The organism is Pseudomonas sp. R32, assembly GCF_009866705.1.
GTDB classification, from domain to species: Bacteria; Pseudomonadota; Gammaproteobacteria; order Pseudomonadales; family Pseudomonadaceae; genus Aquipseudomonas; species Aquipseudomonas donghuensis.
Genome location: NZ_CP019396.1, coordinates 3,349,764 through 3,367,612, shown reverse-complemented (window position 1 = coordinate 3,367,612; position 17,849 = coordinate 3,349,764). Strand labels below are relative to the sequence as shown.

The following is a 17,849-nucleotide window of genomic DNA, read 5'->3' as shown; positions in this document are numbered from 1 at the left end:
GAGCAGTGTACCGGAGGTTGCAGGTCAACCGAGGATGTTCAGCCCATCGCTGATCCTGCAGCGACCAGTTGAATCCACAACCCAAAGCTGCCGGTCAGCATTTGGCTGAAATTGGCCGATTGTGGTCCGCTATGAAGCCGCTATCGGGCCAAGATCAATGAGCAGCCATTGATATGAGACCTTGCCGTACAGGCCGCCTATATCTTCGTTACTGTCAGGGTCCCGTAGCAACAGGGCCAATGTTTCATGGGCGTCGTCCCCACCGTTGGCCAGATTATGGGCCAGTAGTGGAGACAAAATGCCTAACCGGTCTGCTTCAGTTGCATTTTCCGAACGCTGGATCTCTACAGACATGTCGCTCTCCCTGAGCGGTGAGTAGCGAAGCTCGAATCGCCGCTGGCCTATACTGCTTTGACCAAATGACCGGAGCGGCAGAATGTGAAGAAGACCCTGGCGGGAGTTATCGAGGCGGGCGAGCCGCTGATACAATAGGCCATCGATGCGCAGCGACGTTACCACGCTGCTCAGGGTGCCGGTCAGTCAGCAAAGAAAGTCGAGCGCCTGGGGCTGGAGGCTGAGTCGCAGTACCAGGCTGTTACCGAATACCAGCTACGATCGCTTGGAGGTCCTGCAGCATCCTGCACGCCTGGTGACCGAGGGTTCATAGATAGCTCATAACGAATGACACCTCGCTGTTGGCCGTTCCAGGTCTTACCCCTAAATCATTCTTGCCTCCGCTGCTTGCTGGAAGTGTTCGATAATATCGTACGCTCAGTGGTATCCGGAAACTCCCGCCTGTAGAGGTGTAGTCGCTGAATACGTAATCTTTGTTAAGTTCTAGAGGAGTTTGATTGCTGTCCAGTATTTGTAATGCAATACCTTGTGCAGTAGAGCTCTTGTTGAGCTCTATGATTCCCAGGGCGGCATTCCAGGCTGGGGTGGTTGGATTCGGCGCTAAGGTGTACATGACCTTTTTTATCCCGCTTGGACAGTTGTTAAGCAGGATGTTGAAGGACGTTGCTTTTGAGGTATCACCGATTTCGGAGAAAATACCAAGATCGTATTGCCCCATTTCGACGTTAACGTCTGGAGTTTCACAGGATTGAGCTATGAATTTCAACTCGTTGCTGATTTTCAAGCTGATTGGATAAATTGTGCCTGCTTTTAAACTTCCGATTTCTCCTGCAGAAATCGTAGTGTTGTTTTTGACTGTTCCTGTTTTCAGCAGGCGAAGCGCATGTGTCGTATTAGCGAATCCATAGGTTTCGCCGCCATTAAGTACTGACGCTCCTCCGTCGCCGGATACTGGAGTGCCATTATATATCCACTGCCATGAGATGCCCGTGTCACCGATCGGAAAGGTTTTGCTCGTGGGGGAGTCTGTGCCTAGTTTGTTTTTTACACCCCACCTTGTATCCGTAGTGCACGTGAACGACGGCCCTGTAGCGTTGGCACCCCCTGACTCATAAAGGACAGTGTTGTCTGGAGTGTCTCGCGGGAAAGGCAAAGTTGAGGGTACGCTTACCGTTAGGGTGGCTGCGCTGTGCCCTGTGACAAGGCTGCAAGCCGCCATCGCATTAAAGCTAATACTTTGAAATATAAGTGCTTGCAATAAGCGGTTTAGCCTGACGGGATTTCCATTTTTAAAGAGATGGTTTGAATTTTGAGATTCTTGTAAATTAAAATTCTTATTGAGCGTCATTGGTTGTATGACCTCTCAATAAATTCCCAGTGATAATCAGGGTTTTCGGCTTTTAATTTGTTGTAGTAGTGCTCGTTAGAATAGTTTTGTTTTATATCATGCTGCGAAGCAGTAGTGTATCCAGAAAGTGCAGTAAAAACACTTGCGGCAATACTTATTTTTAGCTTATAATTGCTTGCTTGCTTGCTTGCTTGCTTGCTTGCTTGCTTGCTTGCTTGCTTGCTTGCTTGCTTGCTTGCTTGCTTGCTTGCTTGCTTGCTTGCTTGCTTGCTTGCTTGCTTGCTTGCTTGCTTGCTTGCTTGCTTGCTTGCTTGCTTGCTTGCTTGCTTGCTTGCTTGCTTGCTTGCTTGCTTGCTTGCTTGCTTGCTTGCTTGCTTGGCGTTAATTCCGAATTGTGTAAGTTCATTGCTAATTCGTACTAATTCAAAATGGATTGGTGAAACTACCTACGCCACCTCGAATTCGAAATCAGACGATTCTCATTTTTGCCACAAGCGCTAGGCCTTGGGCGGCATTCCTCTCCTGGTTGGCGAGCAACCATCTAGCTACTAGGCTCTGTACGAAATCCCCAGAAACCCAATCGTCACCTCACCCCTCAAACGCTGAAATTTTGCGGCCTAAGCCGAAGTGCCATTTCTTAGTCCATTTTGCAGATGATTACGGTTACCATCACGCTTGCTGTCAGAGCGTACCTGGCATCGTAATATCACCACGCTCCGAGCCATCGAACTCGCGCTTGCGCTGGCGGCTCCTGCGTGGGGCATCGATCTCGAGTAACAGTAGCGGCTCAGCCAGGTGGCATTGAACGCACGTCATTCCGGGCAGCATTCACAGAGACAGTATCCAGGGAGCATAACGGACATGCTGGAAAACCAAACTTTCAACCGGGTCGGAACCAACCATCAGATTTCGGCCAACGCCTACAATCTCATCCTCGGTGCAGTGCTGCTGTGGGGCTTTGCCGTCAACTGGTACCTGGTAACCACTGTGCCGGCCGACGTTATTCAGGCTATCCCCATGCTGCTCTTCATGGCCGGTTACATGATCACTACGCTGACGGGTGTCGCCATCATATTCAAGTCTGAGAAACCGCTGTACAGCTTTCTCGGCTACAACCTGATCGTGGTTCCGATAGGCTTGCTGCTTGTCATTGTCCTCCCGGACTATTCGCATCAAAACATTATTAAAGCCGTGCAAACGACCGCCTTGCTGACCGTGGGCATGATGCTGCTGGGTACCGCGTTTCCCGCCTTCTTCAAACGCATCGAAGCGTCGCTGTTTATCGCCCTGGTGGTTGCGATAGTCGTCGAGTTGGGGCAAGCCTGGTTGTTCGGCACCCGTCTGGCGGCGATGGATTGGATCGTTGCAGCGATCTTCTGTGGGTATATCGGGGTGGACTGGGGACGTGCGAACCAGATCGAGCGTACCGTGGACAATGCGATCGACAGTGCCGCATCGCTGTATCTGGACATCATCAATCTGTTCCTGCGGATCTTGCGGATCATGTCCAAGAAGTGAGTTGCGCAGCTGCTACGGCACAAAATCCCAGCCTTTGAAACCGCTGTCGCCGCACCTGAACACTGATATTCGGTAGAGTTCGCGCCCATCGAAGGCAGGAGGCCCCGATGGTCAGCGGTACGAAATCCCCGATGCAGCCTGGGAGCTGGTTGCTGATCTCTTTGAACAGCCCCGGCGCAAGATTCATATGCTTTGCGACGCCAATGGCGTACCGCTGCGCTTTCTGCTTTCGGGCGGACAGGCCAGTGACATCTCGTACGCTCAGCCCCTGTTCGATGAAGCCTATGTCCCCAGTTTGCGCGGTCGCCCTCGCAAACGCTGTCGCTGGCTTTTGGCTGACAAGGGCTACGGTGACCGTTACCGGATGCAACCGGTAATCCCTCTGCGATCGATGAAACGCAAACCCAAGCCCGGCTTGCCTCGCTTGTTTGATCGGCCGAAATATCGACAACGCAACATCATCGAGCGCATGTTCGGCTGGCTGAAAGAGAACCGACGGATCGTCACACGCTTCGACAAGCTCGCGAAAAGCTACGCAGCGATGGTCTCGTTAGCTTGTGCCATGCGGTGTTTGCGACATTACTTTTCGTACAGTGCCTAGGGACCAAATGGAAGGCCCGTGCGGTCATAGAGATCGCGGGTGCCTCCTGCTATTCATCATCAGCATTACATGGGAAACCACAGCGGCGGTGAGCCACATGAAGACAAAGAGTCGAGCTTTACGGGTTTCCTTGGCAGAGGCCCACTCCTCGCATTCGTTGCCTGAGAGGCACATGGGAGAACAGAGGTCCACGCCTTCCACTTTGCAATGCAGAATGCTGCTACCGACGAACGACAGTTCGATCTCTTTGCCTTGGGCTTTTCTAAACAGGTCCGACGGACGGAGCAGTTTGGAGTCGAGCTGTTTAAGTCTTCCCGAGTCCAGGTCCCGGAGGGTGATCTTGGGATGATTACCAGTCGTTTGATGGACCGCCACTCCTCGCATGACTTCAATGTCGGCCCCACGATATCCATAGGACCTGCTGATGACGACCATGAGCACGACTAGCATGATCCCTCCCAGAACAACGGAGGTTGATCTTAGTTGCTTCCAAGTCTCATTTGACGGCCTCCGCATGTCCTTCCCTCTTCGTGCCCAGAGAGAGTATAGGTATGGATGATCCAGTACTGCGGGGCGACGTCGCTACTCTGCCTCCCTCCCTGCCTTGGACCTGGCACACGCCAACTTAAGCTTTTCATGCACATTGCGCAGCCTGCCTGCAACGTCACTGCCACTGCCCCAATCAAGACTCGCCTATGATCCCTCCTTTAAAATGGGTGACTGTAGCGAGGACCTGGCCGGGCAGCCAAATGCAAAAAGCCCAGCGTGGGGCCGGGCTCGTCACCAGTGGTCGAAACGCTTTTATGCTAGCGAAACTCGTAAATCAAAACGGCTTGAGCTAGCTCGATGTCGCTGACTGTGCCCACTTGATTCTGAGTACGCAACACCTCGAATGCTGCCTCCAGGCTCGCGCCTCGGATATACCCATCACTCGCGACAAAAGCTGCAGCATCATTGCGAGCGGCAAGAATTTTCTGGTCCCCCCCTTGTGACTACCCTGGGTGCTTTCGTCGATCTCTTGAGTAAGCGTAAAGGGGGAAAAAGTCACAACAAAAGTCGCTGAAACAACCGCCCCCATGCCTGACACTCTGACGCCACCATCACCAGCGATTACGGGAAAACTGCACGGAAAACCGAGCATAAATACAACAATCAGCTTGCGCAAAAATCCACTCCATGGGTGAGAAGCATCCTTCAGAGATTGAATCTACTGTCTTCCTGTCCGGGCATCCAGTGTGGAGGGGAAGCCAGTCACTGAGCTGGTCGCTGGTGTAGTGGCTTTGTGCCTCCAGCGAGCTGCCCCAGTTTTGAACATCCGCAGGCATTTGCGCAAGCCATTGCGCGGATAATCGATCCTGCTTTTCTCGGGAATTCAAGCGGCTGCTAGCCTGTTCGATCACACTCCACCGGCCGGGCGGGGATAAAGCACGACTGCCGCGCGCAACTTATTACCGCCGAAAAGACTCATGCGCTGAAACTCTTGGTGGGTTACCGGGAGGTGCTGGCAATCCAGGACGTGGCGATGCCGGCTATGGTCGATATCCGGATCATGCAGGTAAACAAAGTCTTCGTCGCATCCTGTCACCAGCACCCAGTGTGGTGCTTTGCTGCGGGTCATGCGAAAGCAACTGATCAGCACCAGCGGCTGACCGCCCGCCGCCAATAGACCCGCGATGTCGATTTTCTTGCTCTGTACCTGCACCACGTCGCTACTCTGAAGCGCTGTGCAGAGTTCCTCATGCACCAGGCGGATCACTGCTTTTTTGTTCTCACTGCGTACGCCATTGAGGAACAGCGGGCCGTCGACACTCACCTGCAAAGTCACCCGAAAATTCCTGCGCCAGGCCGCCAATGCGAGCCCCTGGGGGCTGCAGCCACCATGCCCCGAGGTCATGAACACCGTGGTTGCTTCGCGCCACAGCTGAACCTCTTCACGTCTGTCCAGCGCCCGCCCGGGTTGCAGTGCGGCCATGGCCATCAATAGGCATGCCGGGCCACAGGTAAAGTCGGTGGTCTGCTGATAGTAAGGCACCCGCCGCGCATTGCCGGAAGGCTGTTCAATGATGCGTTTCTCATAGCGCAGGGCGTCAGCATGATCCTGGTAGTAGTCGTTGATCACCGCGAAGCGTCGATAGCCTACGCCTTCATAAAGGCTGATCGCCGTCTTGTTGTCGTGACGGACCTCAAGACGCACGTAGGCACAGTCGAAACTGCGCGCGTTTTGCTCCGCTTCAGCCAGCAACCGCTTACCCAGCCCTTGACCGCGAGCGGTGGGCGAAATGGCGATGGAGTAGAGGCGCGCCAGGGATGTTCCACGATGAAACAACAGCAAGGCGTAACCCATCAACTGCCCCTCGGCCTGAGCGACGATCAGGCTGGCGTGTGCACGGCTGATCATCCATTGAAAGCTTCGAGGCGATAGCCGGTCATGCTCGAAACACTGGTTCTCCAACGACAGTAACGAGGGCAGGTCTTGGGCGCAGGCGGTGCGAAATATAAATTCCATATAGATCACCGTAAAACTTTCGTAAGGGAGCGAGACTTTTTTAATTTTCCATGCTTAATAGATAAGCACTTGGTCTTCGTTAGGCACTTGAAATGACAATAGCACCGTCAGGTTTGCGCGCAGTATTGGGTAAACGTGTTGAGTCGGCAATAGTCAGTCAACCGCGTGGCGCAATTGAAAGCAAGAGTTCAAGTCAACTTGTTATTATTGTTGAGCGTAAGGAAGATTGGAGTAAGTACTTTCCCAGTGAAGACCTGGTGAGCGCCCAGGAATACCTGGAACGGCCGCGGGATCGCGAGCCAAGCAAGCGCGTGCAGGTCATTAACCTATGTCGCAGTTACAAGTACCTTGGGCATGGTTATTACTGTTCGCTTTTGGCCGAGGCGAGAGGTCACACAGTAATACCGTCGGTCAAGACCATCAGTGAGCTCACCCGCAAGTCGCTCTATGGCTTGGCCCTGGACGACGTGGAAAAGACCCTGGAGAAAAATTTAAATAATAATGTATATGCCAGCGCTGAAGGTTTTACCTTGAGTCTTTACTTTGGCTGGACACACCTGGAACCGTTGCAGTCCATTGCCCGTCAGCTGTTTGAGGCGTTTCCCTGTCCGATATTACTGGTCGAATTCCGCAAGGCGAATGGCTGGCATATCGCTGGAGTAAAAGCCGGGTCAATGCACAAGCTGCGTGAAGATCAGGAAGATCAGTTTGCCAATGCACTGGATGGGTTCAGTCGTAAAATCTGGCGTGTCCCCCGGTCCAGGCGCATGGCGCGCTACGATCTGGCCATCTTGCATGACCCCGACGAAACATTACCGCCCTCGAATGCCAAGGCGCTGGAAAGTTTCGTGCGGGTAGGCCGCGGCATGGGCATCGATGTCGAGATGATCGAGAAGAAAGACTACTCGCGCTTGGCCGAATATGATGCACTGCTGATTCGTGAAACCACCAGCGTCGACAATCATACCTACCGCTTCGCTAAAAAAGCCGAGAGCGAAGGGCTGGTGGTGATGGACGATCCAACCTCGATCCTGCGGTGCACCAACAAGGTCTACCTGACTGACCTGTTGCGCAGCAACAAACTGGCTATGCCGGCCAGCGAGATTCTCTACAAGGACAACCTCCAGGAACTGCAGCACGTGGGAGAGCGCCTGGGTTTCCCGCTGGTCGTGAAAATCCCCGATGGCTGCTTTTCCCGTGGCGTAATCAAAGTGGAGAACCAGGATCAGCTGCTGCGGGCTACGGCTGAACTCTTCGAGCACTCGGTGCTGCTCCTGGCTCAGGAGTACCTCTATACCGAGTACGACTGGCGCATCGGTATTCTCAATCGTAAGCCGATCTTTGCCTGCCAGTACTTCATGTCGAAAGGCCATTGGCAGATCTTCAACCACAAGGCCAGTGGCGCCGACGTTATTGGTGAATGCCGCACGTTGCCCGTCCACGAAGTACCTCGAGCAGTGGTAGAGCTGGCGGTAAAAACCGCCGGCCTGATTGGCGACGGTTTGTATGGTGTCGACCTCAAGCAAGCGGGAGACAAAGTGGTGGTCATCGAAGTGAACGATAACCCCAATCTGGACGCTGGCATCGAGGACGCTTATTTGCAGGACGACCTGTACACCCTGGTGCTGGAAGAGTTCGTGCGCCGGTTGGAACACAAGCGCCGCGGCCAGGTCTGGTAGAGGCGCGGCATCGATCCGGGAGTGCCGCGATGATTAAAAGCTTCCTGCTCGCCCAAGGGGCGCTGCATCCGAGTGAAGGCCTCGACAGCCCGGTACTGTTGTTCGTCGATCCGGACCCTGCCGAGCGCGAACTGCTCAAGCACCGCTTGCGCATTGATGAGCACGCGCTGGCGTCAGCGCTTGACCCTGATGAGGTCTCACGCATCGAGTTCCACCCAGACAGCCTGTTCCTGATCTGGAAACGTCCTGAGAACTACTCAGGCGGCGACAGTTTCTCCTTTGAAGTGTCCTCCTTCGGTCTTTTGTTGCACGCCGAGCGCCTGGTGTTGATCGCGCCGGACGACTCGCAGTTGCAAGGCCTGGGTACCCGCCATGACTTGCAGACACCGCTGGATGTGTTGTTGGACATGCTGTTCAGTAATATCCATCACTACCTTGGGCACTTGAAGGTGATCAAGCGGGTTGCCCGCGAGCTGCAGCAGCGCTTCAACAGCTCGATGCACAACAACCACCTGATACAGATGTTCAACCTCAGTGAAAGCCTGATCTATTACATCAACGCCATCCACAGCAATGGCACGGTGCTTTCGCGTCTTCGCAATCATGCGCAGAAAAACCACTTTGACGCGCCGCTCATCGAGTTGATCGACGACCTGATCATCGAGAATACCCAGTGCTACAAACAGGCAGAGATCTACTCCACGGTGTTTGCCGGGCTGATGGATGCACGTGGCAACCTGGCCAACAACACCATGAACGAAATGCTGCGCAAGCTGACCTTGATCAACGTGGTGTTTCTGCCCTTGAACCTGATCGCCAGCATCGGCGGCATGTCCGAATTCAGCATGATGACCAGTGGTGTCCCGTGGTGGCTTGCTTATCCGGCACTGGTCCTGGCGATGCTGTTGTTGGGCGGGGTGATGGTCTTGTTTCTCAAGCGTCTGGCCCGGGATTTTCGTGGGGGAAGTCGAGCAGGGGTGGTGGCTACTGCCTCGCGTCCGGGCGGCGCAAAGCGATTGTTTACACGTGTGTTCTCGTGATCGGAGCAGCGATCTGCCAAGGAGATGTAGATGAACAATACCGTTGTTGGTTTGCTGGTGGTAAGCGCAATTCTGCTGGTGGGCGCTGTGGGCTTCTATCTGGATTTCATCAGGAACAAAGACAAGCCCAGTTGATGTTCGCAGGTTAAGCAGAACTCTGGAGATTAAGCAAATGGTCTGGCCGCAGATCAAAAACTGGATGGGCTACCTCGGCCATTGGCACGCTATAAATCAGTTACCAAGCGTGTTGATACCACGTGGGGGCGGCGCCGTACCGGATAGAAACGGAGCGGGGCATCTACATTTCTAGTTATCGTTTCTACCGTCATTAAGGATTGAGCATGACAGCAGGACAACAGGTTTTATCGGTTCGCCCAGTAGAGCAAAAGGACTTCGACACGTGGTGCGAATACTGGGCTAAGTATCAAGCGTTCTACCAGGTGGATGTGGGCATGGAGACGACCAAGACCACCTGGGCGCGTTTCTTCGACAGCACCGAACCTGTGCATTGTGCAGTCGCCTCAGATGGCGAGCACCTCTACGGTTTCGTTAACTTCGTTTTTCACCGATCCACCTGGGGCCGCAACGACTTCTGCTACCTGGAGGATCTATACGTATGCCCAAGCGTACGCGGCCAGATGATCGGTAAGACGCTCATCGAATATGTGCAAGGGCAAGCGCGGGAAAAAAACTGTGACCGGCTTTACTGGCACACCCAGGAGACCAATCAAACCGCCCAAAGGCTATACGACTGGATTGCCGAAAAGCCTGGCGTTATCGAATACCGAATGCCGTTGGATGCAACTGCGTAAACGCTGGATTAGCGATCGAGAATGAGGATTTCTGACTGAACGCCAAGAGGGCCGCTGATGACTTTCCGTGTGTCGCGTCATAAACGAAGGCCTCTTGGTTGAATCACCCATCAGTGTTGGCGTGGGTGACGTTGCGGTCGCGGTTGTGCACCGCTTTGAAGTTCACGCCTTGCGTAGGGACGATAATGTTGTGCCCTTGTGCCACTTATGCTTGAACCGCTAGCCACTGTTCATAGGCCGCCGTCATCGTTTTCCAGGTCTGCGTGTCGGCGGGAATCAGGTGCTCAATACGCAACGATGCCACAGTTATGTCCAGCGGCATGCCGAAGGTTGTAAAGGTTGAAAGGAACGCCAGCTCCCCCTGTTTTGAATGCACGCGAGTAAGCACTACAGGGGAGAGCGCCGCATCTGCAGGAAGGCTGGCAGGGGCGGGAATACTGCTTAGCAGATGAGACAGATCAGCGTTGCTTGCAGCCTCCCTCGTCGCTCGCTGCCAGGCGATTGCCCTGATCTCTTCGGCATTGATCAGGTAATCACCCAAGCCCCCCGGGCACAGTAGCGTCGTCAGCAGATTGAGGCCTGAGCGATGTCCTTGCGCAAGACCGACCATGTCAAACAGCAATCCTGTGCTGACATTGGCGGCCGTAATGTCCCAGTTGCTGGCAATGACAATGGCTGGAGCCGGATTGTTGGCCTGCAGAATATGATTGACCGCTGCATACACCATCTCCATTTCCGGTGCGTTTAGCGGCGATGCGGTGTAGCGAGGTGCGTACCCCGCCGCGAGGAATACGTCGTTACTTTGCTCCAGCGGAACGTCAAGCGCAGAGAGCACTGCGTGCAAGGTGCTGGGGCTCGCGTTGGCACGTCCTGTTTCTATGCAGCTAAGGTGGCGTTGGGAAATTCCGGTAATGAGCGATAGGTCTAACTGGCTCAATCCCGCGTGTTGCCGGAACCGGCGCAGATAGGCTCCGGCTTCTGTACCGGCAGCGGCGGCTCTGCGATGGAAGTGATGGTTACTCATGCTTCTACCTTGGCTGTCCATGTGGGAGACGTCCATGACCTGTCAGGTCATTGAGTGGCGAGGAACCCTATCACTACTGTACCGGGGTGACTCACCAAGGAGAAAAACGTGAGAGCTCGCTATCTTGCACTGCCCCCACTGATGGCCTTCACGCTATATACCGGCTGGACGCTGCTGATTACAGAGCAATCGCTCCTCGCTTTTGGTCTTGAGCTGATGTCCCGGCCTGACACCGCGCAAGTGGTTGTCGACCTCTACTTGATGGCCGCGCTGGCCTGCATGTGGATGGTAACGGACACCCGCGCACGAGGAGGCGCTCTGATTGGGGTGCTGCCTTACATGCTGATCACGCTGGTCTTCGTTTCAATCGGTCCTCTGCTGTACCTCGTAATCAGGGGGGCAGAGAGAAAGAAGGGATGACGATGCGCCGCCACCTGGCGAACAGAACCACCACCTGGCCATCAGTGCTTGAAGCCTCAATACTCCAGTCGCCGTACTGGGGTATTTCCATGTTTGAACTGCCGGTAGCCGGTATAGGGAAGCATGACGGTGTCGGCGATACCCGATGCGGCCATATCCAGAAGGATCGGCGCTGGCGCCCAGTGAGCAGTCGATCTGGCCGGTCCGTTAAGGTTGCAAAACTGATAGGCAACGCCACTGTAGGCGCGCGGTATCGAATGGCAGTTGGTTTCCCATTTGGCCAGATCATCTACTGCGCGTGATTCGTCCGTCACGGTTCTGACCGTTGCGCATCCGCACAGTGTCACCAGCAGCAGACCTGCAATCCCTAGCTTCATAACGGCTCACTCCTTTGACAAATCAATCCTGGCGGGCCTGGGATGAATGCCTATCGAAGCCAGGTCCGGGTTTGGTCGTGTTGCAACATCAGCTCCCGTCGTCCGCAGGGTAGCAACATTCCCGGCAGCCCGAGGCGTGGAGCGCAGGTGGCCAACGTTCACCTGATAGATGTGAATACTAAATGAATTCCAGGCCCTGGCAGTTCATTTATATCGTGATGACGGGATCACTTCGCAAGGTTCTGGAGGTCCTTCGATGAAGCAGCTAGAGTTAGGCGCTGTACTGCGGCTGCGAACTCACCGGGCAGGACTGAAATACACCGCGTGCGCCTTGCGGCGCCAGCATTCCTGCGAACTGCCGCTGGCCCTTCGAGAATCGGCCCGGTAACGAGAAACACGGACAAGGAGGTTTGTGATGATGGCCAAGCTGCTGGTAACGATCGGGATCGTCTTCTACGCCGTTGTGGTGCCTATTCTCGAGATCAACCAGACCCATGTGTTCAACCCGGCGTGGGAACCCCATGCACGGCTCCATGAGACCTGGCAATTGTTCACCAATACCGCGCTTGGCGCCTATAGCGTCTGGCTGGTGTGGATCAAGGACAATCTCAGGTTGGCTAGCCTGCTGACCCTTTTCGTCACCGGTGGTTTCCTGATGGCTTACTGGCTGCGGGAGGGCTACGGTGGGTCAATGGTGCTCACGGACGGTTCAGAGAAGATGATCCTGGGGATTAACCTTGGCCTTTTCGCCTTCAGCCTGGCTATCGTGCTGGCGGCGCTGGCGGTGTTCCTCGAGCAGCGCAAACACACGCAAGGCTAGCGGCTGATTATCGCTGTAGCGGTAGCGATGTGGCTGCACAGCGCGAAATGACAGGCGGTATTACGAAACATTCTCAAATCTATCGTTCTCCTGTAATCTCGCCGCCGCTCAGGTGACGACCCGGTCGAACACCTGTTTTCAGTGGACGTGGGGGCGGGGATGGAGACGAAGAAAGGGATGGCGGCGATTCTTGAGTGGCGGGCCCGCTTCCTGGGAGAAGGTGTGCTGCAGGAGGCCGAATACGACCAGGCCTTGATGGCCGCGCAGCAGCTTGAGCAGTCCGGTCTGGTCAGCCCGGCGGAGTGGGTGGCCATGGTCCGCCAGGCGAATGCGGCATTGTTGGACCAGAGGTAGGTCCGCCGCGGTATTGACTCAAGGCAGGAGGCCGAATGAGCGCAACGCACGACGATACAATCATCCGCAGGGCCATGCCCGAAGACGTGGGCGCCATGCTCGCATTCGATGCCTACGCCAGTGTCAACACCGGGCGCGGGCGGTTTCTTGGCGAAGCCGTCGACAAGCAGCAATGCCTGGTTGCCGTGCACGCTGGGGCGGTGATTGGCTACGTCGTGCTCACCTACAGCTTTTTCGATTACGGTTTTATCAACCTGGTCGTCGTTGCCCCTGAATATCAACGTCAGGGCATGGCAGGTCGGCTACTGCTCGCCGCCGAGGCGACCTGCAAGACAGCAAAGCTGTTCATCTCGACCAACCAGTCCAACCTTCCTTCGCGCAAGCTCATCCTCAAGGCCGGTTTCGAGCCGAGCGGCGTCATCGACAACCTCGATGAGCATGACCCGGAGCTTGTCTACTTCAAACGCACCCGCTGATCGATCGGGAACTCGCGTGGGGGTGTTCGGTCTGAGCAGCCTTTGAAGGCTTTTTTATGGACAAAAGTGCAGCGCGGGGTGTGCTTGACCTGCTCCCGAACATTATTCTCGGGCTCTCCCTGGCCCTGGTCGGCTGGTTGTTGTTCAGCGTGGTGATCGTCGAGCTCGCAGAGACCATCAGCGAAGATTCCAGTGCGTATTTCAGCGATGAGCAGGCGTGCACGGCAGAGTCGGTTGAGGTCTTGTTTGGCCAGGAAGTGGGCAAGGACGTACTGCTGCTTGCCAAAGTGTTATCGGGCGTCAGTTCGGTGCGTGTGTTGTCGATGCCGGGTCGCGACCTGAGCTTCGTGCCTGATCGGCTGAATCTGGAAGTGAATGAGCAGAAGCGGATTGTCGGGGCCTTCTGCGGCTAGCGCCTGTACTACCCATCTGCGTTGCCGGATACCATGCCCCTGGTTCATCGCATTGATCAGCCATTGTTGAGCATAGCGCCCGACGTAGCGTGCTTTTTTGCACGCCAGCGCTAGGTGGGTGGGCCTGGGTGGTCTATGTTAAACGCCAAGTGCTATCAGACAGTCGGGAGGTGGTTTATCACTGTGGTTGGAGTTTTATGGAACAGGGACCTGTATGCCCTCCTGCGATGACTTGAACGGGCACGATGCGGAGTCATTCTCGCCACGTGAAGGGCGTTCGGCGCCGCTGTTTCGCTTGATTCTGAGTTTCCTGCTGCTGGTCGTGCTGCTGTTCGTCGGCATCGAAGGCTGGCGGATCTGGCGCGATTACCGGCACGCCTTCGCCAGTGCTCATGACTCGGTGACCAACCTTGCCAGTGCCACTGCCCAGCATGCCGAAGACGCGATTCGTCAGGTCGATGTGGTAACCGCGATGCTTGGGGAGCGGCTGGAGGGCGACGGGTTTGCGCGGATGAACATTGCACGGCTGCACAAGCTGCTCAAGCAGCAGGCAACACTGATGCCGCAGCTTCACGGCTTGTTCGTGTATGGCTCGGACGGCCGCTGGATCGTTACCGACAAGAGCGGCACTCCGACCAACGCCAATAACGCCGACCGCGATTATTTCGAGTATCACCGCACCCATGAAGATCGCGGCGTGTATATCGGCGCGGTGGTGAAAAGCCGCTCCACCGGCGATCTGATCATTCCTGTTTCCAGGCGCTTGAACAACCCCGACGGGTCGTTTTTCGGGGTGTTGCTCGGCACCGTCAAGGTCGACTATTTCGTCGAGTTCTACGGGGCGTTCAAGATCGATGACCGCGGGGCGCTGGTACTGGCCAAACGGGACGGGACCATCCTGGTCCGCCGGCCTTTTGTCGAGCGGGTGATTGGCGGCAGCCTGGCCAGTAGCGAGATTTTCCAGGACTATCTTCCGCAATCCCCCGAAGGTGTCGTCGAAACCACGGCAGTGGTCGACGGCACGCAGCGCCTGTACGCCTACAAGGCGCTGGACGCTTATCCGCTGGTGGTGGAAGCCGGGCTGTCGAGGGCTTCGATCATCGACCCTTGGCGTGAAGACCTGATCAAAACCGCCATGGTGTTGCTGTTGTTGCTGGTGGGTTTGAGCAGCTTCGGCGCCTTGGTGCTCAGGCAATTGCGCGAACGCATGGTGATGGAGACCGCGCTTCGCCGTGCGCACCAGACCGTCCGCGACCTGGCCTTGAGCGATAGCCTGACCGGCCTGGGCAACCGGCGTCGGCTGGACACCGCCTTGGCTGAAGAAATTCGCCGGGCCAAGCGCCAGGGCTATCCATTGGCACTGGTGATGATGGATCTGGATTACTTCAAGCGCTACAACGACAACTATGGGCATCCGGCCGGTGACGACTGTTTGCGGGCAGTAGGCGCCGCCATTCAGAGCAGCCTCAAGCGCCCTGGCGACCTGGCCGTGCGCTACGGCGGGGAGGAGTTCACCCTGCTGCTGCCCAACACCGATGCCGCAGGTGCCAGCCGGATTGTCGAGGGCATCCTCGAAGCCATTCGCTCACTGGCTATCGAGCATGTGAAAAGCCCGTCAGGGCGGGTCACGGCCAGTGCCGGCATTGCCCTGGGTTACCCGGTCAGCGAGCCGCTCACGGCGCACGTGCTGATGGGCGCTGCCGATTCGGCGCTTTACCAGGCCAAGGACAAGGGGCGTAACGGCTGGTGCCTGGTCGACGGTCTGGCCGCAGGGCGGGCGAGTAACCGGACCTAGCCATCCGCCGCCCGAACGGCGCACAGTGAACACCTCGAATGTGATGCCGGCCACCGTCAGGCAATGCATGATAAACGTTGCGCGCATCGGTAAAATGGCCGACCCGCACATGCAAAGGACTGATCATGGACGACCCCTTTTTGCCCCAACGCTTGTTTGCACTGGCTGCCCTTGTTGTCGCGGCGATAGGCGGCTGCGTTTTCGTATTTATCCTGTTAAGCCCTGAAGGGCCTTTCCCGGGCCTTGGTAGCGCCCTCGCGCTATTCACGCTGGGGGTAACCAATGGCTTATGCCTGCCGTTGGTGGGCACTTATTGGTGGCTCGCCGGAAAACCCGCAGGCGCGGCTACATTACTGATTTTGCAGGTAATAGGATTGATTGCCTTCATCGGATGGTTTGCCGCGGCTTGATAGCGACTGCGCTATTACCCGGTCGCTTGCCGCCGCCGTCATCGGGCTCTACGAACGCCCTGTCATCAGCCGCTACCCTGGGAGGCGAGCGATCAATTCGGCGCCCTGATTACGCACATTACCGACGGCGGAGCTGACCGGGTACCACTCGAACAGCGTGGCCGGCTCGCTCAGGTGCAAGGCGATCTGTTCGGCGTGCTCACCGGCAGTGGCCGGGTCCAGCCATTGTCGGGCGAAAGCCGGCGCCAGCACGACCGGCCGGCGGTCATGCACGTCGAGCAGGCCGCCTTCACTGTCCGCCGTGAGCATCACAAACCCCGCGTGCTCGCCGCTGAACTGGGCGATCGCGGCGCACAGGGCAGGGCGCTGATCGGCGCGGCGGATCAGATAAGGCTGTTTTTTCGCGCGGCCTTCATCGACCCATTCGAACCAGCTGTCAATCGGCACGATGGCCCGGTGTGGCCAGATGGCGCGAAAGAACGCGCCATGGGCGACCTTCTCCACTCGCGCGTTGATGGGCGTGGCGTGGTCCTTGGACCAGTGCGGCCGCCAGCCCCAGGGCAGCAGGTCCGCGTGCAGGCTGGCGGCCGCGATATGCAGCAGTGCCACCGGTGTGCTCGGTGCCAGATTGAAGCGCCCAAGCGGTTGATCACCGACGTTGTTGACCAGAGCACCCGGCATGCTCAGGGCGTCGACGAAATCGTGGATGCCACGGTACTGGGACAACCTGCCGCACATGCTGCGATGCTCCGCGAGGTGCCTATCGGTTGAGGATAGACCCGATCGCCGGGCAAGCCTGCGACAGTCATGTCAGCGCCCAGACCGCCAGCGATACAACCAAGGCCAACAAGGTGCCCAGCCAGGCGCTGACTTCGAAGGTCGAGCGTCGTGCGCTGGCGTGCACTTCGCGCAGGAATTGCGCCTGGGTTGGCGCCCGCTCGCGGTAGCGCAGGTGCTCGGCCAGGTCCTGTAGCCGAGCCTCGATGATCGAACCGACCACGAAAAATGTTGCCCCGTAGCTGGCGATGAAGATCAGCAGGTATTTCATTGTCGCTCCTTGGCGGGCACCGCTCCCGGGTGCCGTTACCCTGGCATGGAACCTTGTGCCTGTACAACGTCTAAGCTGCTGTGGGATGTCCCATTATCGAGCGCATCGTTATGTCCAGATCACGCTTGCTGGTTGTCGCCGTCACTTCGCTGAGCCTGATGCTCGGCTCGCTTGGCGCTGTTGCCGATCCGGGCAATGGCAAAGGCAATCCGGCGCATGGCCAAGGCCAGGGCAAACAGGGTGGCCAGGGTACCGGCCAGAAAGGCGGCAAGGGTGCCGAGCAATGGAGCCACGGCCCAACTATCGATCGCACCAGCGTTATCAACGTGCTGCATGGCTATCCTGATTACTGGAGCCGCGGCGCCGACCTGCCCCCGGGTGTGCGCAAGAATCTGGCGCGGGGCAAACCCTTGCCACCGGGCATTGCGAAAAAACTCGATGACCGCCTGCTCGGCAGACTACCGCACTATGATGGTTACGAATGGCGCCAGGCCGGCACCGACCTGATCCTGGTGGCGATTGCCACCGGCATCATTTACGAAGTGCTGACTCACGTGCTCGATTGAAACCGCAGTTGACGGTGTGGGCCAGTGCGCTTATACAGGCGCCCCCACACCGGCAAGACAGGCCCTGCAATGAACGACGACGAACTGGACATTCACGAACCTGAACATGATCACTTGCTGGATCATGAGTTCGCCGAAGACGATTACCCGTTCCAGGATGAGGTCAACCCGTTGTTCGATCCGCAAGATGACGACGAGGACGAGGAGGGGCCTGGTGCTGGCGCGGGGGACGATGATGCCTTCTGGGATGAAGGCGTAGACACCCTCGACGACCTCTAGGCGCCAGCA

The 17,849-nt window shown here is 56.6% G+C and carries 21 protein-coding genes and 3 pseudogenes; 14 read left to right on the top strand and 10 right to left on the bottom strand.

What is annotated here, in order from left to right:
• Positions 1-150: 150 nt before the first annotated feature.
• The 3 genes and pseudogenes from PspR32_RS15640 to PspR32_RS15630 all read right to left on the bottom strand — a co-directional run.
• Positions 151-354 (bottom strand): annotated as a pseudogene (locus PspR32_RS15640) (GNAT family N-acetyltransferase); the annotation flags it as partial.
• Between the two features lie 307 nt (positions 355-661).
• Positions 662-1,702 carry a fimbrial protein gene (locus PspR32_RS15635; RefSeq protein WP_159388841.1) on the bottom strand — a complete coding sequence of 347 codons (1,041 nt, stop codon included), beginning with the start codon at positions 1,700-1,702 and terminating at the stop codon, positions 662-664.
• Between the two features lie 160 nt (positions 1,703-1,862).
• Positions 1,863-2,108, bottom strand: a complete 246-nt coding sequence (locus PspR32_RS15630; RefSeq protein WP_159388840.1) for a hypothetical protein — start codon at positions 2,106-2,108, stop codon at positions 1,863-1,865.
• A gap of 455 nt (positions 2,109-2,563) precedes the next feature.
• Here PspR32_RS15630 and PspR32_RS15625 point away from each other — a divergent pair, with 455 nt between their 5' ends.
• Together PspR32_RS15625 and PspR32_RS15620 are read left to right on the top strand one after the other, a co-directional pair.
• The gene (locus PspR32_RS15625) at positions 2,564-3,220 is read left to right on the top strand and encodes a Bax inhibitor-1 family protein (RefSeq protein WP_010223969.1); all 657 of its coding nucleotides are present in this window, start codon (positions 2,564-2,566) and stop codon (positions 3,218-3,220) included.
• Between the two features lie 178 nt (positions 3,221-3,398).
• Positions 3,399-3,821 (top strand): annotated as a pseudogene (locus tag PspR32_RS15620) (IS5 family transposase); the annotation flags it as partial.
• Positions 3,822-3,845: 24 nt separating this feature from the next.
• Here PspR32_RS15620 and PspR32_RS15615 read toward each other — a convergent pair.
• The 3 genes and pseudogenes from PspR32_RS15615 to rimI form a co-directional block, all read right to left on the bottom strand.
• On the bottom strand, positions 3,846-4,271 hold the full coding sequence (locus tag PspR32_RS15615) for a hypothetical protein (RefSeq protein WP_159388839.1): 426 nt from the start codon (positions 4,269-4,271) through the stop codon (positions 3,846-3,848).
• A gap of 356 nt (positions 4,272-4,627) precedes the next feature.
• A pseudogene (locus PspR32_RS15610) lies at positions 4,628-4,801 on the bottom strand (DUF2388 domain-containing protein); the annotation flags it as partial.
• A 416-nt stretch (positions 4,802-5,217) separates the two neighbouring features.
• Positions 5,218-6,327 (bottom strand): ribosomal protein S18-alanine N-acetyltransferase, encoded by a 1,110-nt coding sequence (rimI, locus tag PspR32_RS15605; RefSeq protein WP_159389393.1) that lies wholly within the window; start codon positions 6,325-6,327, stop codon positions 5,218-5,220.
• A 92-nt stretch (positions 6,328-6,419) separates the two neighbouring features.
• On the opposite strand from rimI, the gene PspR32_RS15600 reads away from it, so the two are divergent.
• The 3 genes from PspR32_RS15600 (at position 6,420) to PspR32_RS15590 (ending at position 9,858) form a co-directional block, all read left to right on the top strand.
• Entirely contained in the window at positions 6,420-8,006 is a 1,587-nt protein-coding gene (locus tag PspR32_RS15600; protein WP_232531739.1) for a RimK family protein, read from the top strand.
• 29 nt (positions 8,007-8,035) lie between these two features.
• The gene (locus PspR32_RS15595) at positions 8,036-9,046 is read left to right on the top strand and encodes a magnesium transporter CorA family protein (protein WP_036994769.1); all 1,011 of its coding nucleotides are present in this window, start codon (positions 8,036-8,038) and stop codon (positions 9,044-9,046) included.
• A 341-nt stretch (positions 9,047-9,387) separates the two neighbouring features.
• Complete coding sequence (locus PspR32_RS15590; RefSeq protein WP_010223960.1) at positions 9,388-9,858, top strand: GNAT family N-acetyltransferase; 471 nt, start codon at positions 9,388-9,390, stop codon at positions 9,856-9,858.
• Between the two features lie 205 nt (positions 9,859-10,063).
• On the opposite strand, the gene PspR32_RS15585 is transcribed toward PspR32_RS15590, so the two are convergent.
• Complete coding sequence (locus tag PspR32_RS15585) at positions 10,064-10,882, bottom strand: helix-turn-helix domain-containing protein (protein ID WP_159388838.1); 819 nt, start codon at positions 10,880-10,882, stop codon at positions 10,064-10,066.
• Positions 10,883-10,990: 108 nt separating this feature from the next.
• Here PspR32_RS15585 and PspR32_RS15580 point away from each other — a divergent pair, with 108 nt between their 5' ends.
• Positions 10,991-11,302, top strand: a complete 312-nt coding sequence (locus tag PspR32_RS15580) for a hypothetical protein (protein WP_010223958.1) — start codon at positions 10,991-10,993, stop codon at positions 11,300-11,302.
• 56 nt (positions 11,303-11,358) lie between these two features.
• On the opposite strand, the gene PspR32_RS15575 is transcribed toward PspR32_RS15580, so the two are convergent.
• Positions 11,359-11,679: a YceK/YidQ family lipoprotein gene (locus PspR32_RS15575; protein ID WP_010223956.1), complete on the bottom strand. Its 321-nt coding sequence runs from the start codon at positions 11,677-11,679 to the stop codon at positions 11,359-11,361.
• 415 nt (positions 11,680-12,094) lie between these two features.
• Here PspR32_RS15575 and PspR32_RS15570 point away from each other — a divergent pair, with 415 nt between their 5' ends.
• The 6 genes from PspR32_RS15570 (at position 12,095) to PspR32_RS15545 (ending at position 15,947) form a co-directional block, all read left to right on the top strand.
• Positions 12,095-12,499 (top strand): hypothetical protein, encoded by a 405-nt coding sequence (locus PspR32_RS15570; protein WP_159388837.1) that lies wholly within the window; start codon positions 12,095-12,097, stop codon positions 12,497-12,499.
• A 159-nt stretch (positions 12,500-12,658) separates the two neighbouring features.
• A complete protein-coding gene (locus PspR32_RS15565) occupies positions 12,659-12,853 on the top strand; it encodes a hypothetical protein (RefSeq protein ID WP_036994773.1) in 195 nt (64 codons plus the stop codon).
• 35 nt (positions 12,854-12,888) lie between these two features.
• Positions 12,889-13,329 (top strand): GNAT family N-acetyltransferase, encoded by a 441-nt coding sequence (locus tag PspR32_RS15560; protein ID WP_036994775.1) that lies wholly within the window; start codon positions 12,889-12,891, stop codon positions 13,327-13,329.
• A 56-nt stretch (positions 13,330-13,385) separates the two neighbouring features.
• Positions 13,386-13,742 (top strand): I78 family peptidase inhibitor, encoded by a 357-nt coding sequence (locus PspR32_RS15555; RefSeq protein WP_010223950.1) that lies wholly within the window; start codon positions 13,386-13,388, stop codon positions 13,740-13,742.
• Positions 13,743-13,956: 214 nt separating this feature from the next.
• Positions 13,957-15,537: a sensor domain-containing diguanylate cyclase gene (locus PspR32_RS15550; RefSeq protein ID WP_036994777.1), complete on the top strand. Its 1,581-nt coding sequence runs from the start codon at positions 13,957-13,959 to the stop codon at positions 15,535-15,537.
• A gap of 125 nt (positions 15,538-15,662) precedes the next feature.
• The gene (locus tag PspR32_RS15545; RefSeq protein WP_010223948.1) at positions 15,663-15,947 is read left to right on the top strand and encodes a hypothetical protein; all 285 of its coding nucleotides are present in this window, start codon (positions 15,663-15,665) and stop codon (positions 15,945-15,947) included.
• Between the two features lie 72 nt (positions 15,948-16,019).
• Here PspR32_RS15545 and PspR32_RS15540 read toward each other — a convergent pair whose 3' ends face one another.
• The gene (locus PspR32_RS15540) at positions 16,020-16,685 is read right to left on the bottom strand and encodes an SOS response-associated peptidase family protein (protein WP_159388836.1); all 666 of its coding nucleotides are present in this window, start codon (positions 16,683-16,685) and stop codon (positions 16,020-16,022) included.
• Between the two features lie 67 nt (positions 16,686-16,752).
• Complete coding sequence (locus PspR32_RS15535; protein ID WP_100783205.1) at positions 16,753-16,995, bottom strand: hypothetical protein; 243 nt, start codon at positions 16,993-16,995, stop codon at positions 16,753-16,755.
• A 110-nt stretch (positions 16,996-17,105) separates the two neighbouring features.
• Here PspR32_RS15535 and PspR32_RS15530 point away from each other — a divergent pair, with 110 nt between their 5' ends.
• Together PspR32_RS15530 and PspR32_RS15525 are read left to right on the top strand one after the other, a co-directional pair.
• A complete protein-coding gene (locus tag PspR32_RS15530) occupies positions 17,106-17,561 on the top strand; it encodes an anti-virulence regulator CigR family protein (RefSeq protein ID WP_159388835.1) in 456 nt (151 codons plus the stop codon).
• Positions 17,562-17,630: 69 nt separating this feature from the next.
• Complete coding sequence (locus tag PspR32_RS15525) at positions 17,631-17,840, top strand: hypothetical protein (RefSeq protein WP_010223944.1); 210 nt, start codon at positions 17,631-17,633, stop codon at positions 17,838-17,840.
• The last annotated feature ends 9 nt before the right edge of the window (positions 17,841-17,849 follow it).

Excerpts from the sequence above, each read along its gene's own strand:
- PspR32_RS15630 (WP_159388840.1), bottom strand. The coding sequence starts at position 2,108 with ATGAACTTACACAATTCGGAATTAACGCCAAGCAAGCAAGCAAGCAAG.
- PspR32_RS15635 (WP_159388841.1), bottom strand. The coding sequence starts at position 1,702 with ATGACGCTCAATAAGAATTTTAATTTACAAGAATCTCAAAATTCAAAC.
- PspR32_RS15570 (WP_159388837.1), top strand. The coding sequence starts at position 12,095 with ATGATGGCCAAGCTGCTGGTAACGATCGGGATCGTCTTCTACGCCGTT.
- PspR32_RS15600 (WP_232531739.1), top strand. The coding sequence starts at position 6,420 with ATGACAATAGCACCGTCAGGTTTGCGCGCAGTATTGGGTAAACGTGTT.
- PspR32_RS15545 (WP_010223948.1), top strand. The coding sequence starts at position 15,663 with ATGGACGACCCCTTTTTGCCCCAACGCTTGTTTGCACTGGCTGCCCTT.
- PspR32_RS15555 (WP_010223950.1), top strand. The coding sequence starts at position 13,386 with ATGGACAAAAGTGCAGCGCGGGGTGTGCTTGACCTGCTCCCGAACATT.
- PspR32_RS15575 (WP_010223956.1), bottom strand. The coding sequence starts at position 11,679 with ATGAAGCTAGGGATTGCAGGTCTGCTGCTGGTGACACTGTGCGGATGC.
- PspR32_RS15615 (WP_159388839.1), bottom strand. The coding sequence starts at position 4,271 with ATGCTAGTCGTGCTCATGGTCGTCATCAGCAGGTCCTATGGATATCGT.
- PspR32_RS15560 (WP_036994775.1), top strand. The coding sequence starts at position 12,889 with ATGAGCGCAACGCACGACGATACAATCATCCGCAGGGCCATGCCCGAA.
- PspR32_RS15590 (WP_010223960.1), top strand. The coding sequence starts at position 9,388 with ATGACAGCAGGACAACAGGTTTTATCGGTTCGCCCAGTAGAGCAAAAG.
- PspR32_RS15530 (WP_159388835.1), top strand. The coding sequence starts at position 17,106 with ATGTCCAGATCACGCTTGCTGGTTGTCGCCGTCACTTCGCTGAGCCTG.
- PspR32_RS15540 (WP_159388836.1), bottom strand. The coding sequence starts at position 16,685 with ATGTGCGGCAGGTTGTCCCAGTACCGTGGCATCCACGATTTCGTCGAC.
- PspR32_RS15585 (WP_159388838.1), bottom strand. The coding sequence starts at position 10,882 with ATGAGTAACCATCACTTCCATCGCAGAGCCGCCGCTGCCGGTACAGAA.
- PspR32_RS15550 (WP_036994777.1), top strand. The coding sequence starts at position 13,957 with ATGCCCTCCTGCGATGACTTGAACGGGCACGATGCGGAGTCATTCTCG.
- PspR32_RS15625 (WP_010223969.1), top strand. The coding sequence starts at position 2,564 with ATGCTGGAAAACCAAACTTTCAACCGGGTCGGAACCAACCATCAGATT.
- PspR32_RS15565 (WP_036994773.1), top strand. The coding sequence starts at position 12,659 with ATGGAGACGAAGAAAGGGATGGCGGCGATTCTTGAGTGGCGGGCCCGC.
- rimI (WP_159389393.1), bottom strand. The coding sequence starts at position 6,327 with ATGGAATTTATATTTCGCACCGCCTGCGCCCAAGACCTGCCCTCGTTA.
- PspR32_RS15525 (WP_010223944.1), top strand. The coding sequence starts at position 17,631 with ATGAACGACGACGAACTGGACATTCACGAACCTGAACATGATCACTTG.
- PspR32_RS15595 (WP_036994769.1), top strand. The coding sequence starts at position 8,036 with ATGATTAAAAGCTTCCTGCTCGCCCAAGGGGCGCTGCATCCGAGTGAA.
- PspR32_RS15535 (WP_100783205.1), bottom strand. The coding sequence starts at position 16,995 with ATGAAATACCTGCTGATCTTCATCGCCAGCTACGGGGCAACATTTTTC.